The organism is Streptomyces violaceus (assembly GCF_036014075.1).
GTDB lineage: Bacteria > Actinomycetota > Actinomycetes > Streptomycetales > Streptomycetaceae > Streptomyces > Streptomyces violaceus.
The window spans coordinates 6,220,231-6,234,840 of record NZ_CP107911.1; the positions used below are offsets into that span (position 1 = coordinate 6,220,231).

At 70.1% G+C, this 14,610-nt stretch carries 10 protein-coding genes; 5 read left to right on the plus strand and 5 right to left on the minus strand.

Going from position 1 to position 14,610, the window contains the following annotated elements; translation table 11 throughout:
- The first annotated feature begins 40 nt into the window (after positions 1-40).
- Positions 41-1,555, plus strand: coding sequence for an arabinosylfuranosidase ArfA (gene arfA, locus OG542_RS28020; protein WP_328414302.1), 1,515 nt, complete (start codon positions 41-43; stop codon positions 1,553-1,555).
- 14 nt (positions 1,556-1,569) lie between these two features.
- On the opposite strand, the gene OG542_RS28025 is transcribed toward arfA, so the two are convergent.
- Together OG542_RS28025 and OG542_RS28030 are read right to left on the minus strand one after the other, a co-directional pair.
- On the minus strand, positions 1,570-2,646 hold the full coding sequence (locus OG542_RS28025; RefSeq protein WP_328414304.1) for an NHL repeat-containing protein: 1,077 nt from the start codon (positions 2,644-2,646) through the stop codon (positions 1,570-1,572).
- A gap of 118 nt (positions 2,647-2,764) precedes the next feature.
- Complete coding sequence (locus tag OG542_RS28030; RefSeq protein WP_328414306.1) at positions 2,765-5,740, minus strand: glycoside hydrolase family 35 protein; 2,976 nt, start codon at positions 5,738-5,740, stop codon at positions 2,765-2,767.
- A gap of 119 nt (positions 5,741-5,859) precedes the next feature.
- Here OG542_RS28030 and OG542_RS28035 point away from each other — a divergent pair, with 119 nt between their 5' ends.
- Positions 5,860-6,318: an RrF2 family transcriptional regulator gene (locus OG542_RS28035; protein WP_184592257.1), complete on the plus strand. Its 459-nt coding sequence runs from the start codon at positions 5,860-5,862 to the stop codon at positions 6,316-6,318.
- 318 nt (positions 6,319-6,636) lie between these two features.
- Positions 6,637-7,281 (plus strand): DUF4360 domain-containing protein, encoded by a 645-nt coding sequence (locus OG542_RS28040; RefSeq protein ID WP_261679260.1) that lies wholly within the window; start codon positions 6,637-6,639, stop codon positions 7,279-7,281.
- 55 nt (positions 7,282-7,336) lie between these two features.
- Here the strand turns inward: OG542_RS28040 and OG542_RS28045 are convergent, their stop codons facing one another.
- Together OG542_RS28045 and OG542_RS28050 are read right to left on the minus strand one after the other, a co-directional pair.
- Positions 7,337-7,657 (minus strand): hypothetical protein, encoded by a 321-nt coding sequence (locus tag OG542_RS28045; RefSeq protein WP_328414310.1) that lies wholly within the window; start codon positions 7,655-7,657, stop codon positions 7,337-7,339.
- Between the two features lie 173 nt (positions 7,658-7,830).
- Positions 7,831-11,877, minus strand: a complete 4,047-nt coding sequence (locus OG542_RS28050) for a GDSL-type esterase/lipase family protein (protein WP_328414312.1) — start codon at positions 11,875-11,877, stop codon at positions 7,831-7,833.
- Between the two features lie 703 nt (positions 11,878-12,580).
- Here OG542_RS28050 and OG542_RS28055 point away from each other — a divergent pair.
- Positions 12,581-13,123: a hypothetical protein gene (locus tag OG542_RS28055; RefSeq protein ID WP_311125510.1), complete on the plus strand. Its 543-nt coding sequence runs from the start codon at positions 12,581-12,583 to the stop codon at positions 13,121-13,123.
- 80 nt (positions 13,124-13,203) lie between these two features.
- Here the strand turns inward: OG542_RS28055 and OG542_RS28060 are convergent, their stop codons facing one another.
- On the minus strand, positions 13,204-13,977 hold the full coding sequence (locus tag OG542_RS28060; protein ID WP_328414316.1) for an alpha/beta fold hydrolase: 774 nt from the start codon (positions 13,975-13,977) through the stop codon (positions 13,204-13,206).
- An 84-nt stretch (positions 13,978-14,061) separates the two neighbouring features.
- On the opposite strand from OG542_RS28060, the gene OG542_RS28065 reads away from it, so the two are divergent.
- Complete coding sequence (locus tag OG542_RS28065) at positions 14,062-14,610, plus strand: YciI family protein (RefSeq protein WP_328414318.1); 549 nt, start codon at positions 14,062-14,064, stop codon at positions 14,608-14,610.

Below are 14,610 nucleotides of genomic sequence, written 5' to 3' on the forward strand. Positions count from 1 at the left end.
AGCCGCCACCGAACAGAACGACCCACCCCGAAAGGCGAAAATGCAAAAGGCCCGCTTCACCCTCGACCCCGCATTCACAGTCGGCGAGGTCAACCCTCGCCTCTTCGGCAGCTTCGTAGAACACCTCGGCCGCTGCGTCTACACCGGCGTCTTCGAACCCGGCCACCCCACAGCCGACGAAGCCGGCCTCCGCCAGGACGTCCTGGACCTCGTGAGGGAACTCGGCGTCACCGCCATCCGCTACCCCGGCGGCAACTTCGTCTCGGGCTACAAGTGGGAAGACTCGGTCGGCCCGGCCGAATCCCGCCCCCGCCGCCTCGACCTCGCCTGGCACTCGACGGAGTCCAACCGCTTCGGCCTCTCGGAGTACATCGCCTTCCTCCGCAAGGTCGGCCCGCAGGCCGAACCCATGATGGCCGTCAACCTCGGCACCCGCGGCGTCGCCGAAGCCCTCGAACTCCAGGAGTACGCCAACCACTCCGAGGGCACCGCCCTGTCCGACCTCCGTGTCTCCCACGGCGACAAGGACCCCTTCGGCATCCGGCTCTGGTGCCTCGGCAACGAGATGGACGGCCCCTGGCAGACCGGCCACAAGACGGCCGAGGAGTACGGCCGGGTCGCCGCCGAGACGGCCCGCGCCATGCGCCAGCAGGACCCGAAGGTCGAACTGGTCGCCTGCGGCTCCTCCAGCCAGTCCATGCCGACCTTCGCCGAGTGGGAGGCGACGGTCCTCAAGGAGACGTACGACCTCGTCGACTACATCTCGCTGCACGCCTACTACGAACCGCACGACGGCGACATCGACTCCTTCCTCGCCTCCGCCGTCGACATGGAGTCCTTCATCGAGAACGTCGTCGCGACCGCCGACCACGTGGGCGCCCGGCTGAAGTCCAAGAAGAAGATCAACCTCTCCTTCGACGAGTGGAACGTCTGGTACCTCTCCCGCTGGGAGGCGCACGCCAAGACCTTCGAACAGGACGACTGGCCGGAGGCCCCCCGCCTGCTGGAGGACAACTACAGCGTCATGGACGCGGTCGTCTTCGGCTCGCTCCTCATCGCCCTGCTCCGGCACGCCGACCGCGTCACGGTCGCCTGCCTCGCCCAGCTCGTCAACGTCATCGCGCCGATCATGACCGAGCCGGGCGGCCCGGCCTGGCGGCAGACCACGTTCTTCCCGTTCGCGCAGGCGAGCCGGTACGGCCGCGGCCAGGTCCTCGACGTCCGCGTCGACTCACCGACGTACGAGACGAAGAAGTACGGCGAGGCCGACCTGCTGCACGCCACCGCCGTACGTGCCGAGGACGGCACGGTCACCGTGTTCGCCGTCAACCGCAGCCGCACCGAGGCGCTTCCGCTCGAGGTCTCCCTGAGCGGTCTCGGCCTGTCGTCGGTCGTCGAGCACAGCGCCCTCGCGGACGCCGACCCCGACGCCCGCAACACCCTCGAAGACCCCGAGCGGGTCGCCCCGCACCCGGTCGAGGGCACGGCTCTCCAGGACGGCACGCTGAGCACCCTCCTGGAGCCGCTGTCCTGGAACGTGATCCGGCTGGCGTAGAAGAGCCGGACAGGTCAGCGTTCGATGCGGGGCAGGGCGGACGAGGATGGCGAGGTGGACGTCGTGCCGACCGCCCAGTAGCCGCCCGAACCACCTGAACCGGGCACGGACGCGATGGCGTTCATGACGACGGGGGTCGTGGCCACCGGCCCCCGCTCGCTCACCCAGGCCGTGCCGTCCCACCGCAGGTAGTGGGCCCGGGTCTGGTCCCAGAAGTCCCAGCCCGCGATGCGGTCGGGGCGGCCCCGCGCGTCGCCCACGATGCCGGTCAGCATGCCGACGCCGAACGGTGCCGTCACGCTCTCCCAGCCGTTGCCGTCCCCGTGCAGCAGCCGGACGCCCGGAGGCTTGCCGGGCGGGCCGCCGACGCCGTAGTCGTAGCCCGTCAGCCAGATGTCGTCCGGGGCGACCGGGAGCAGCCCGGTGAAGGAGGCACGGATGCCGCCGGGCGCCGGCAGCACGGTCCAGGCCCCACCGGCCCAGCGGGCGACGAGCTCATGGCCGTAGACGTAGAGGTCGCCGCACGGTGCGCGGTGGACGCCGGTCGGTGCGACGGTGGTCGTGGCCGGGGGTGCCGGCAGCCAGGTCCAGCGGCCGTTGTCGCCGTGCAGCAGCACCGAGCCGTCGCTGTTCCGGCCGGAGACCCAGACCTGGCCCGAGGGGCCGGTCGCGACCCCGGTGAGGGAGGTCCCGGCCGCCCCGCGCCCGGGGAAGCCGGCCTCCTGCCAGGCCGTGCCGTTCCAGGCGAGAAGCCGGGCGGTGCCCGCCGTATCGGTGCCGACGGCCCAGGCGGAGCCGTCGGGCGTGGCGGCGACGGAGCCGAGATGGCCGCCGAAGCCGGGGCCGGTGCGCCGCCAGGACGTGCCGTCCCACAGCAGGGCCAGCGCCGTCCCCCGAACGCTGCCGCTGCGGCCCTCCTCGCCCACGGCCCAGGCCAGTGAGGGCCCCGAGGCCGCCACGTCGATCAACTGCGCGGCCCCGGTGGCCTGCGGGGCGGTGACGGCCCCCCACTCTCGTGGTGCGCCGCTGTCCCGGACGCTCGCGGCGGCCGGCCCTGCCGAGGCGAGTCCGAAACCCGCCCCGGCCCCCACTAATCCGCTGATGAAACGCCGTCTTCGCACGAGGTTCCCCTCCCTCTTCGGCGGATGCGGTGCAACACGTTGGCCCAGCCCGCCGGAGAAGGCAATGCGCGCGGACGCCTCGATCCGGTCACACCGGGGTGACCGGCACCCCTCCGGCAGCCGCGCCCAGCAGGGTCAGCCGCACATCCCCCGGACCGGAAGGCGTGGTGCCGTCCGACAGCACCGCCAACGCCAGTGTGTTGGCACCACGTGTGCGGAGGATCCCGTTCGGCAGCACGAAGGTGTGCTGCGGCCCCACGTCGTTGATGTACTGACCCAGGTTCCAGCCGTTGAGGAAGATCTGCGCGCGGTAGGCCCGGCCCGGGTCGTCGTCGAGGACGAGCCCGATCGAGGCGTCGACGCCCGGGTCCACGTCCAGCCGGAAGTCCGTCCGGTACCAGGTGACGCCCTGCCGCCGGTCGGCCCGGGGGAGCGCGGCGTCCTTCCAGTCCTCGTCGTCGTGCTCGGGCAGATGCCAGCCCTCGCGCTCCCCGTGCAGCCCGCCGTTGTTCATCGGCCCGCGCACGGAGTCGGGCGTGGACGCGCCCTGGACGCGCCACTTCACCTTCGGGGAGGCGCCTTCGAAGGTGACGGCGGTCAGGCCGCGCGCCGCCTTGTGTGTGTCGAGCGCCTTGCCGTCCATGTCGTGCTGCATCGGCCGGACGAGCACGGACAGGACGTGCCGGTCACCGCTCTCGCGGTCCTCACGGAACTTCTTCCGCAGTTTCTCCGGCAGGGCGAAGACGGCCTTCGCCGTCCACGTCCCCTGCCGCGCCCGGCTCTTGTCCGGTACCGGCATCCGGTGCGTGCCCAGCGGCTCGCCGTCCAGCCAGGCCATCAGCAGGCCCTGTGTGCCCGTGCTGTACGCGAGGGACACGGAGCCCAGGCCGTTCGCGTCCGTCCACTCGCCCCGGTACCAGACGTCGCCGTAGTGGAAGCCGTAGTCGTCGGCGAACAGGACGGGCTGCCCGTCGGGCACCGGCGTCGTGCTGAACGAGGTCGTCTTGTCGGCCGCCGTCCAGCCGGAGTCGTCGAATCCGGGCTCGGCCTCCGGGTTCTCGGTCCGCCGCCGCCAGCCGTCGAGCGCGGGCAGGGCGGGCCGGGTCACCCCGGGGAGCGGCCGGAGCGCCAGCAGGCTGCCGGAGGCGCTGAGCCGGACGGGCACCGGGCGCCCGTTCCAGGTGACGTGGGTGATCCCGCGCGGCCCCCACACCTCGAGGCCGGTCGCGCCGGTGGTGTCGCCGGTGAGGTGGACCGTGGAGCCGCGCAGGGTCGCCGACCGCAGCAGGGCGGGACCGTAGACGAGGAGCGCGCCGGACGGCGTCTCGTAGGGCCACAGCCGCAGGGCGGTCGCGTCGTCGGCGAACAGCACCAGCATCGGCGTGTCCACGCCGTCGCCCTCGACCCGCACCCGGCTCAGCCCGCCGGCGCCGAGCGGAGCGGTGATGTTCAGCTTGTTGAGGTTCCAGGACCATGCGGGCTCCGCGTCCAGCCGCATGGGCGTCGGCTCGTCGGGGCAGTCCAGTACGACCTGCGCGAGATCGCCCCGCCGGCCCGCGAACACGGCGATGTCCTGCCGCCCGGCGGTCAGGCTCAGCATCGGCTGCACGGTGGCGTGCACCAGCGTCCGCTTCCCGAGCCTCAGATCGGCGGCGATCAGCTTGGCGTCCCGCGCCGGGACCATGACCGGCACATCGATCCCGGCGTCCGGCAGCGTCACCGAGACCGCCTCTGCGGAGTCGTTGCGCAGGACGTAGAAGTGGGCGCCGGTGTCGGGGTTGGTCAGGGGGTAGACCTTGACCCGCTTGTCGGTGGCGCGCACGGCCTTCGCCCGGTTCAGCTTGGCGAGGTCGGGCAGGTGGCGCACCAGCTGCCCGATCTGGTGCATCGGGGCGAGCTTGGGGGTGGCGTTGCGGGCCTCGTCGAAGGCCGCGCCGTAGTCGTACGACGTGTAGACGGCCGGCGCGGGCAGCCAGCCCCAGGAGGTGCCGCCGAACGTCATGTAGACGTTGTGCAGCGTGATGCCGTTGGCGAGGTTGGTCAGATAGAAGCGCCGCTCGTACGCCGCGTCCCGGGTCCGGCGCGACTCGGCGTACCCCTTCCCGCCGAACCAGGACCCGCCCCACGGGTCGAACCAGCCCCCGCCGAACTCGGGCACGAACCCGGGCGTCCGAGGACTGGCCGTGGCCCCGCCCTTCGCCCCGCCGGGCCCGAAGTGCCCCCAGTCGGACGGCACTTCGGCCGGCTCCGGATACCCGTCGAACCCGTACAGCCAGCGCCCCTTCTCCCCGCCGGTGCCGAACGAGCCCGGGGCCCAGTGCCCGTTCCGCCCCTTGTCGTTGTGGAACAGCGGTACGTCGATGCCGTCGGCGCGGACCTTCTCGTACAGGTACGACATGTAGGCGCGCCCGGCCGGCTCGTCGACGTGCGCGTCGTACTCGTTCTCGATCTGGTACAGCAGGACCGTGCCCGTGCCCCGGGTGAACAGGCGCTTGGCGACGATGGCGTTGACGGCGGTCAGCCACTCGTCGACATACTTCAGATACGTCGGGTCGGACGTCCGGGCCGTGCCCTCGGTGGCGGTCAGCCAGCCGGGGAAGCCGCCGGCGTCGACCTCCGCGTTGATGTACGGGCCGGGCCGCAGGATCACGTACAACCCGGTCTCGGCGGCCATCCGCAGGAACAGGTCCAGATCGCGCACCCCGGTGAAGTCGTACCGGCCGGGGGCGGCGGAATGGTAGTTCCAGGCGACGTACACGCTGACGGCGTTGTAGCCATGAGCACGCATCTTCTCCAGCACGTCCCGCCACAGGGACGGGCTCGGCAGCCGGAACGGGTGCATCTCGCCCGACCAGAGCACCAGGCGGCGGCCGTCGACCAGCAGCGAGTACCGGTCGAAGCCGATCCGGTGCCGCTTGCCGTCGGCGCTCGGCACCGGTGGCGGCGGGCCCGTGGGCGCGGTCCGTGCCGTATGGGCGGAGGTCGGCGACCCGCTGCCGGTCAGCGCGAAGCCGAGCGCCGCCGTGCCGGCGAGAGCGTGGAAGGTACGCCTGCTGAGCTCCAAGGGAGCGCCTCCTGTTGTGCTGCCGTGCCGTGCGTGGTGCTTACGTGTGCGTGGTGCTGACGTGGTGCCTGGGTGGTGCTGTGCGTCATTGTCCACAGCCCGACCGCGACAATGGTCCTATGAGGATCTCGGCACGTGCGGACTACGCGGTACGAGCGGTCGTGGAGCTGGCCGCCCGCCAGGAGGAAGGGCCCGTCAAGGCGGAGGCCGTCGCCACCGCGCAGGACATCCCCCACAAGTTCCTGGAGGGGATCCTCGGCGATCTGCGGCGCGGGGGTGTCGTCGACAGCCGGCGGGGCGGGGGCGGCGGCTACCGGCTGGCCCGGGAGGCCTCGGAGATCACGGTCGCGGACGTGATCCGGGCGGTGGACGGACCGATCGTCTCGGTGCGCGGCGAGCGGCCGACCGGCCTCGCCTACAGCGGCACCGCCGAGCCGCTGCTGCCGCTGTGGATCGCCCTGCGGGCCAATGTGCGCAGGATCCTGGAGGGCGTGACGGTCGCCGACCTCGCGGCCGGCGCGCTGCCCGAGCAGGTGGAGCGGCTGGCGGCGGAACCGGCGGCCTGGGAGAACCCCTGACGGTCCGCGGCCGCGCGTGGTCCGGGGGACGGGTCCCTGCGTGATCCTCATCGCGTCCTCGGGGTGTCCTCGGTCTGACGCTCTGGTACCGCACCTTATGCGTCCGCCGGTGCCCGGTGCGAAATCCCGCCACTGTGAATGGCCGGAGGGCGCCCTGGCCGACCTCTCCCGCCCTGCGTACGATGCGACCGCTCCCGACCTTCACAGCAACTCCATGGAATGGTCACAGGCCGGGGGTGCGTGCGCGGTCACGTACTGTGATCTTGACATGCGCATGCCCATTTCATGATCCACCCCCCACGAACCGATGGGAGAACCATGGCCGGTGGCCTGCTCCTGAGCGGCGCGGTAGCCGCGCTCCTCACCAGCGCACTCCCCGCAACATCCCCGTCCTCCGGGTTCGACGACCCGCCCCCGGACAAGATCATCATCCAGGTCGCCACGGTGAACGGCTCCGGCTGTCCGCAGGGCACGGCAGCGGTCGCCGTCTCCGAGGACAACACCGCCTTCACGGTGACCTACAGCGACTACCTCGCCCAGGCCGGCGGGAACTCCGACCCGACCGCCTTCCGCAGGAACTGCCAGCTCAATCTGAAGGTCCACGTCCCCGGCGGCTTCACCTACGCCATCGCGAGCGCGGACTACCGCGGCTTCGCCGCCCTCCAGCGCGGCGCGAGCGCGTCCCAGCGAGCCTCGTACTACTTCCAGGGCTCACCGAGCACGGTGTACAAGAACCACCCCTTCACCGGCCCCCTCAACGACAACTGGTCGGCCACCGACGAGACGGACTGGGCCCAACTGGTCTACGCACCCTGCGGAGTCCAGCGCAACTTCAACATCAACACCGAACTCCGGGTCAACGCCGGCAGCCAGTCGGCCGACAAGGTCAGCTTCATGACGATGGACTCGACGGACGGGGACATCAGCACGGTGTACCACCTGGCGTGGAAGGAATGCCCGTAGTCCTGACGGGGTGAACGGGGGCGGCCTTCCGGCCTGGCGGGCCGCCCCCGGAGCCTCAGTCGCGGCGGCCCGTGCCGGCCCCGGCCAACGCCGTACCGAGAAGCACGTATGCGGCGAGGGCCAGTACCGGTATGTGCCCACCGGCGCGGTCGATGTTGTCGGTGAAGTATCCCGAGACTCCCACCCAGACCAGCCCGCCGACGACGACGAGCACGGAGTTGCCGGTCTCCCGCAGCACCAGCATGCCGAACCACAGCAGCAGGGGCATCAAAGCCCACGAAGCGGCCATGGTGAAGAGGAACTCGAAGGCGCCGGAGAACATCGAGTCCCCGCTCGCGCGTGCGCTGTCGCGGGCCCACGCGTAGCCGCCGGACATGACGGCGTGACAGGCCGCCGTGGCGGCGACGACGGTCAGGGCGCCCTTGGCATGTCGTACGTACCGAATGACGGAACTCCTCGCTCTCGCAGGCCGATGGGCCCCAACACGGCTGTGTTGGGGCCCACGGATGTGTGCGGACGGTGACCACGGAGTGGCCGGTCCTTCAGGTGCTACAGGGAGCGCTCCAAGGCGTTGGCGTAGAGCCGGGCGCCGGAGATCTTCGGGTGGAACGACTTCATCGACGGGGCGGGCGAATCGTTGTCCGCCTCGGACCGGCCGTCGGTGACGATACCGTGGATCGATTCGGGGTCACCGCAGATCGCCTTGTCCTTGAAGTCGGACGCGGGGTCGACGAACGTGGCTCCCGCCGACGTCGCGGCGGCCTTCATCTCCTGGCTCAGCTTCGGAGCGACCTCGTCGTTCAGCCACGGCGCCTCCTCGGTTCCGATACCCGGGATGCACTGGCCGTTCCCGGACAGCAGCGGCGGGTAGCCCACGAGGTAGACCTTGGCGTTCGTGGCACGGGCCTTGATCTGGTCGAGCACCTTGGCGATCCGCGGCTTGACCTGGTTGGCGAGCCAGCTGGGCATGAAGTCCTTGAGCGGACCGGTCATCTCGCCGGTCTTGTCGCCCGTGTCAGGGTTCCGCTTCTCGATCTCGGCGTTCTGGCAGAGCTTCAGGCCGGCTGCCCAGACGCATTCGTTGAACACGTCCGTGAACAGGGAGTCGTTACCGCCGATGGCGATGGTCACGATGTCCGTGTTCTGGTCGAGGTAGCCGAGGTCCATCTGCGGCAGCGAGTTCCACTGGTTCTTGCCGCCCGTCCAGATGTTGTAGGTGCGGGCGCCCGAGCAGGCGATGAAGCTCAGGTCGACATTGCCGTGGTCGTCGGAGATCGTACCGATGGACTGGGACCTGCCGGGCAGGGTCGCCTGCCGGATCCAGGCCTGCTTGGAGCGGTGGCACTTGTTGAGGACCTCGCTGTCGCCGAGGTCCTCCTTGTAGTCCGTCTCCCGGAAGTAGTCCTTGCCGCCCTCGTTGTCGGCGCCTTCGCCGGAGGCGAAGGAGTCGCCCATGCCGACCACGTGCGTGGGGTTGGCGCCGAGCGTCTGGAAGGCGACGGCGTCCCAGGCGATGTCGACGCCCGGAGCCTCATCGGTGATGTTGGACAGGGCCACCGACGGGGTTCCGGTGAAGTTGAAGACACCGAGCGAGCGCCACTCGTTGCTGCGGATCCGCTGCGGGGCGACACGGTGCGGAGAGGTGCTGTTGGTTCCCGACACCGTGTACTTGGCCTGCTGGGACCGTGCGGCCACGTTCGGCATGTGGACCAGGACCCGGGTCCAGCCCTTGACGGCGCTGGGGCCGGTCCAGGTGCCGGTGGCCTTCAGCCGCTGGTCCGTCCCCGGGGAACTGGCCTTACGGGTGGTGGAGAACCACGTGTGGTTGCCGTACCCCACACCGAGTTGATGGGTGTCCATCTTGGCCGAGGGTGTGGCGAAGTCGAACTTGAACGATCCGGCCGACTGGCCGGTGTCGAAGCAGCGTCTGCCGTCCTTGCCCGCGATCCGCTGACCGGAGTTCACGTTGTCGACGATGTACGTGCCGCTCGGGAGACCGGAATCGCAGCGGGGCGGGTGGGAGTTGCCGTCCGCCTCCTCCGGGTAGGTGTTGTTGAAGCGGAAGATCTCGTTGCCGCAGGCACCGGCTGGGCAGTTCTTCCACTCCACCTTCTTGTTCCACCAGCACCGGAAGTCCGAACGCTGGCAGGGACCCGACGCGGGCGAGTCGTTCGACGCGCCTTCCTTGATCTTGCCCGGGTCGCACTCGATGGAGCCGTCACAGAACAGTGCGACCGGCGGCTTGGCCAGGGTGCGGAACATGGGCTCGGTCCACCAGGCCGGCCGGAAACCGTGGACGAGGGTGCCCGGCGCCTCCAGGGCCTCCAGCGGGCGCGCGGCCCACCCGATGACCTTCTCCGGGTACGGCCAGAACTGCGGCTTGGCGGCGTGGGAGTAGTCGTCGCCGCCGTTCTCGTTCTCCAGGAACGGAGTCCGGTTCGGCTTGTAGGTGGGGTTGGCCGGGTTGTTGGCCCAGCCCACGCCCCACTTGCCCGCGTTCTTGCCCGCGTCCGCCTGCGGGTAGAACCCGGAGTTGTAGGCCCACAGGGCGAAGAACCAGTTCTCGATGCCCTTCGGGTCACCGTTGTTCACGGTGAGGCCGGCGTTGCGGGTCTGGTTCCACTTCTCGGCGAGGATGTTCACGCCGGCCGCGACGTTCGCGGTGTAGTCCAGCGCGACGGCGTCCTGGTAGGCGCGCGGCTTGGACGGCCGCACCTCGCCGTTCTGGTACGGCTTGCCGGGCAGCCGCATGCCGTCGGTGACCTGGGTGATGCCGTAACCGCAGTCCGCGGCACGCCAGTTGATGGCCCAGGGGTCGTCGACCTGGCCGTGCTCGTCGTGGACGAGGCCGTAGTAGTTGCCGATGAGGCTGTTGGCGGTGGTGCCCGGTGCGGCGAAGCGGGTGGCCTGCCACATGTTGGATTCCTGGGCGGTGATGCCGAGGAACACCTGGGCCGGGATGCGCCCGCCGCCGGACAGCGGGGTGAGGCCGCCGATGAGGGCCTGCGGCGAGTAGGCGCCCATGCCCATGTTCTTCCAGTTGGCGGCCCGCTTCACGTGCTGGTCCATGGTGCCTTCGATGGCCCGGTTGACCGCCCACTCGATCTGGCGCGGCTTGGGCTGGAAGGCCTGCTTCTGCGGGTTGCCCCGCTCCACGGCGCAGGTGCGCTCCGACTCCGGCTCGGCGATGTTCAGCAGCGACGTCTTCTTGCCGCCCACGGTGCCACCGCTTGTGGTGGGCGCGGCGCCGAGGGCCGGGGAGCGGTTCGCGCCCTCGGCCGGGTCCGAACCGACCGGGGACGCGGCCGGGTTGGCCTCGAACACGGGCTTGCTGCCGGTCGGCAGGTGCTTCATCTCGATGCGGGCCGTGCGCGCCGTCTCGTATTCGGAGGGCCGGATACGGGTGTCCTTGCCGTCGGCCCACGCGGCGTTCACGACGGCCCGGGCCTTGGTGGAGACGGTGGCGTCCTTGTCGATCCCGCCCGGGTTGCGCACGTCCTCGGGCAGGGTGCCGACGCTCCTGGCCACGCCGGTGACGACCGCGGTCCCGTCGGCGGCGCGGGTGAGGTCCATGCCGGTCAGGTCGCCCTCGGTGACCGTACGGGCCTTGACGGCCTTGCCCTTGAGCTGGCCGCCGGTCAGGTACTTGACCGCGGAGGTGGTGCCGGCCGACGCGACCTCGGCGGGCTTCGCCTTGGCGGCCCGGGCCCGCACGTCCTTCGCGGCCCGGGCGCTGTAGGCGCGGTCCAGGAAGGCGATGCCGCCGTCCTTGGTGACGGACAGGCTGTAGGGCGCGTTGTCCGTACGCGTGACCAGCTCGGTCTTCCCGCCCGCGGTGACCCGGACGATCGCGTTGCCCTGCGCGGCGACGATGCCGCCTCGGGTCGGGACCGCGGAGGTGACCTGGCCCTTGACCGTGATCTTGTTCTTCGTCTTACCCGTGCGGGCATCGACGGTGATCAGGCGGGTCTCGTTCCGGTCCGACATGTTCTCGTCGGTGAACTGCGACAGCACCGCCTGCTCGCCGTCGCCGCAGCCGGGCGAGAAGTACGCGAGGCTCGCCTGGAACGGCAGCTTCGTGACCTCGCCCGAGTTGAGATCCACGGCGGCGGCGAACGCGCCCCGGGCCATCAGGTCGGGCTTGTTGGTGAAGGTGCGCGGCGCATAGGCGACCAGGGCGCGGTCACCGGAGGCGGTGACGCAGGCGTTGCCGATCCAGGTGTCGGTGTCGGTGAACCCGGGTTCGACGAGGGTCGCGGCGGTCTTCCAGCGGTAGCCGTCGGCCTCGTCGGCGGTCATGAGGTGGAAGCCGGTGGCGTCACCGATGGTGGTCCACGAGGTGTCGGAGGACTTGGCGTAGCCGCTGCCGAGCACCTTGCTGCGCTTCTTGGCGGGAACGCGGTCCTTGTCGCCGTTCTCGTCCGCCTTCATCCGGGGCGCGGCCGGGTCGGACCACCCGTCAGCCGCGTTCGAGGGCGGCGTCGGTGCCTGCTGCGGGGCGGTGTGCGCCTGGGTCGCGGTTCCGAACGCGATCGCGGTGGCGATGGCGCAGGTTATGGGAACACGCGCGTACGTGTGTCTGCTGGCCCGTCTCAAAGAACGTCTCCATGAGTGAGAGGTGGGGGCATGCTCGTGCGCGGGCGCAACGGAGCCCGGCACGTGGGTGGATGCGTTGAAGGGGGCGGAAGCGACCGCGACGGCAGAGGAAAACGGCACACCGGCGTGCCCATCGCTCTGTCGTGTCGCAGTGGGAGTCGTCGACCGTCGCTGTGCTCGGTCGGAGAATGAGCCAGGCTCTCTACGGCTCAGAAGTGCTGTGCGCGGCGGACTCGATGGCCGAAACAGCGCAGGCCACAGTGGCGGCCCTCGCAGCAGACGTCAGACATTCCGGTTCCTCCCCCGTTTCGACGCGACGGGAAGAACCTGGTCATACGGGTGCTGTGGCAACAGCACCTGCTCCCCCCGAGCGGCACACGGAGACCGGGTGATGAGACCAGGTCGCCTGAGTGCGTGGTCACTGTAGACGCAAGGCACCGCCAGAAATAAGCACTGATCGGGGACATGGCAAAAAGAAGGTCATCTCCGGGAGGCCGCTGGGCAGGGCGTGCCGTCTCCTGATCTGTGAATTTCCTGAGGAGCCGGAACGGGTGACCGAAGGGAGGGGCTCGGCGTGTTGGCTGATTCCCGACCCCCGCGCTGACATGCAAAAACCTTTGCCCGCTTGCGTGTGCGATGCGCTACGGTCTGTGCGACACGATCATCCGACCGTCACTCATAGGGGGAAATTGTGAAGACCGGGATGCGTCTGACCGGCGTCTGTGCCGTCCTGCTGGCCGCGACGGTGGTGACGCCCACCGCGTCGGCCGTCGACCAGACCGACCTGAAGGCGAGCGCAACGATCCAGACCGTGGACGTCAAGGGAGTCAAGGTCGCCAAGGAGGCATCGGCCGAGACCCGGCGGATCATCGAGGCCGAGGCGGGAATTGCCGCGGCCGCCGCGAACGTGTGCGGGGCCGGCTACACCATCTCGACCGGGGCCGCCCGCTACGGCACCAACGGCACGACCTACACGTGGACCAACGGCACCACCTCGGGCGACCGGTACTACGACAAGCCGATCTGCGCGGTGTTCTTCAACGACACCGGGTCCGCGCGCTACATGGGCATCCGGCTGAAGGACAACTACACCGACACCCCTCACACCGAGGACTTCGGCACGTTCAGCACCTACGCCGGACCCGTCTACCAGAAGCGCGGCTACTGCGGCGAGGCGTACTCCTACATGAAGTCCGGAAGCAAGGTGGTCGTCGACAACATCCTCACGGTGGGGTCCTGCAACTGACGCCATCCCGCAGCGCGTTGCGCCCGCACCATGCGGGCGCAGCACTGCTTTCGGTCCGGGTCGCGGTCGGTGAGGGCCGGTCAGTCCAGCGGTGCGAGTGCCGCGGCTGTGGCTTTCACGAAGGCCTCCGGGTTGTCCAGCATGATGTTGTGGCCGCAGTCGGGGATCCCGACGACGGAGACGCCTGACTCCGTGAGGGCGTCGGTGCCCGGGAGGGGGCCGTCGGACTCGGGGAGCAGGAACGTGCGGGGGACCTCCAGGTTCAGGAGGAGTTCGCGCATGGTGGGGGTCGTGCCGCGGGTGAGGTGGAACGCGCTGCGGTGCAGGGCCTCGCGGCCGGCCAGGCGCATCGTGGACCACCAGTGCGGACCGACCCGGTCGCGGACCTCCTCCCATCCGCCCGCGAGGAACTCCTGCTCGGAGTAGGAGGCGATGCCGCTGCTGCCCGATGAGCCGGGCGTGCGCGGGACCGGGTCAAGGTTGGCGTCGATCAGCACCAGCCGGGAGACCAGGCGGGGGTGGCGGGCGGCCAGGACGATCGACACGGAGCCGCCCATGCTGTGCGCGATCAGTTCGGCGCCCTCGGCACCGGCGTGGGTCAGGACGGTGGCGAGAGCGTCGGCGTGCGATTCCAGCGTGTAGTCGAAGTCCGTCGGCCGGTCGCTGATGCCGTGACCCAGCAGGTCGACCAGCAGTGACCGGCGTCCGGCCAGCAGCGGATCGACCGCGACGTGCGTGAAGTAGGCGGGCGATGTGGCTCCCAGCCCGTGCACGTAGACGCGCGACGGCTCCTGCCCCGGCAGCTCGACCCAGCGGATGTGATCGCCCTGGGGCGTTACGGCGACGCTGCGCACGGTGGGTCCTCCTGGGGTCACGAATCGGTGGAGAGACGAGAGTAGCCAGCGGTTGTCGTGGCTGAGCTGGAAGGGTCTGGGGCCATGGAGTTCTTCTGTTATCACCGTGATCGGGTCGGCTCCCTGCCCTTGCGTAGGGAGCTGGGGGAGGCGCACTGGGCCTATATGGACCAGTACGAGGCCGAGTTGATCGCCCGTGGGCCGACCTTCGCGGCTGATGGGGAGACGCCCACCGGCAGCGTGCACATCGTCGACCTCCCCGATTCGGCCGCAGCTCGGTCCTTCGCCTTCGACGAGCCCAACTACCAGGCGGGGGCGTACCGGGACGTGCTGTTGCGGCGGTGGCGGAATCTGCTGGGGCGGACCATGTGGGAGTTTCCCGGCGGGCGGACGGACGGCAACCGCTACCTCGTGATCGGCCTCGGCCCGGGCCCGGAGGCGGATCTCCAGATTCCCGACGACCAGGACGAACTGATCGCGTACGGGCCGCTGCTGTCCGACGACGGTGAGGTGTGGCTGGGCACGGCGGCGCTGGTGCGGATGCCGGAGGTGGAGGCGGCTCGTGGGGTTCTGACGGAGGGACGGTACGCGGACATCGAGGTGCATGCGTGGGAGTTCGGCGGACGGAGGTGA

Bases quoted from the DNA above. Each gene is read 5' to 3' on its own strand.
- OG542_RS28065 (WP_328414318.1), top strand. From the start codon at position 14,062: ATGGAGTTCTTCTGTTATCACCGTGATCGGGTCGGCTCCCTGCCCTTG.
- OG542_RS28040 (WP_261679260.1), top strand. From the start codon at position 6,637: ATGGCCGGTGGCCTGCTCCTGAGCGGCGCGGTAGCCGCGCTCCTCACC.
- OG542_RS28035 (WP_184592257.1), top strand. From the start codon at position 5,860: ATGAGGATCTCGGCACGTGCGGACTACGCGGTACGAGCGGTCGTGGAG.
- arfA (WP_328414302.1), top strand. From the start codon at position 41: ATGCAAAAGGCCCGCTTCACCCTCGACCCCGCATTCACAGTCGGCGAG.
- OG542_RS28045 (WP_328414310.1), bottom strand. From the start codon at position 7,657: ATGTCCGGCGGCTACGCGTGGGCCCGCGACAGCGCACGCGCGAGCGGG.
- OG542_RS28055 (WP_311125510.1), top strand. From the start codon at position 12,581: ATGCGTCTGACCGGCGTCTGTGCCGTCCTGCTGGCCGCGACGGTGGTG.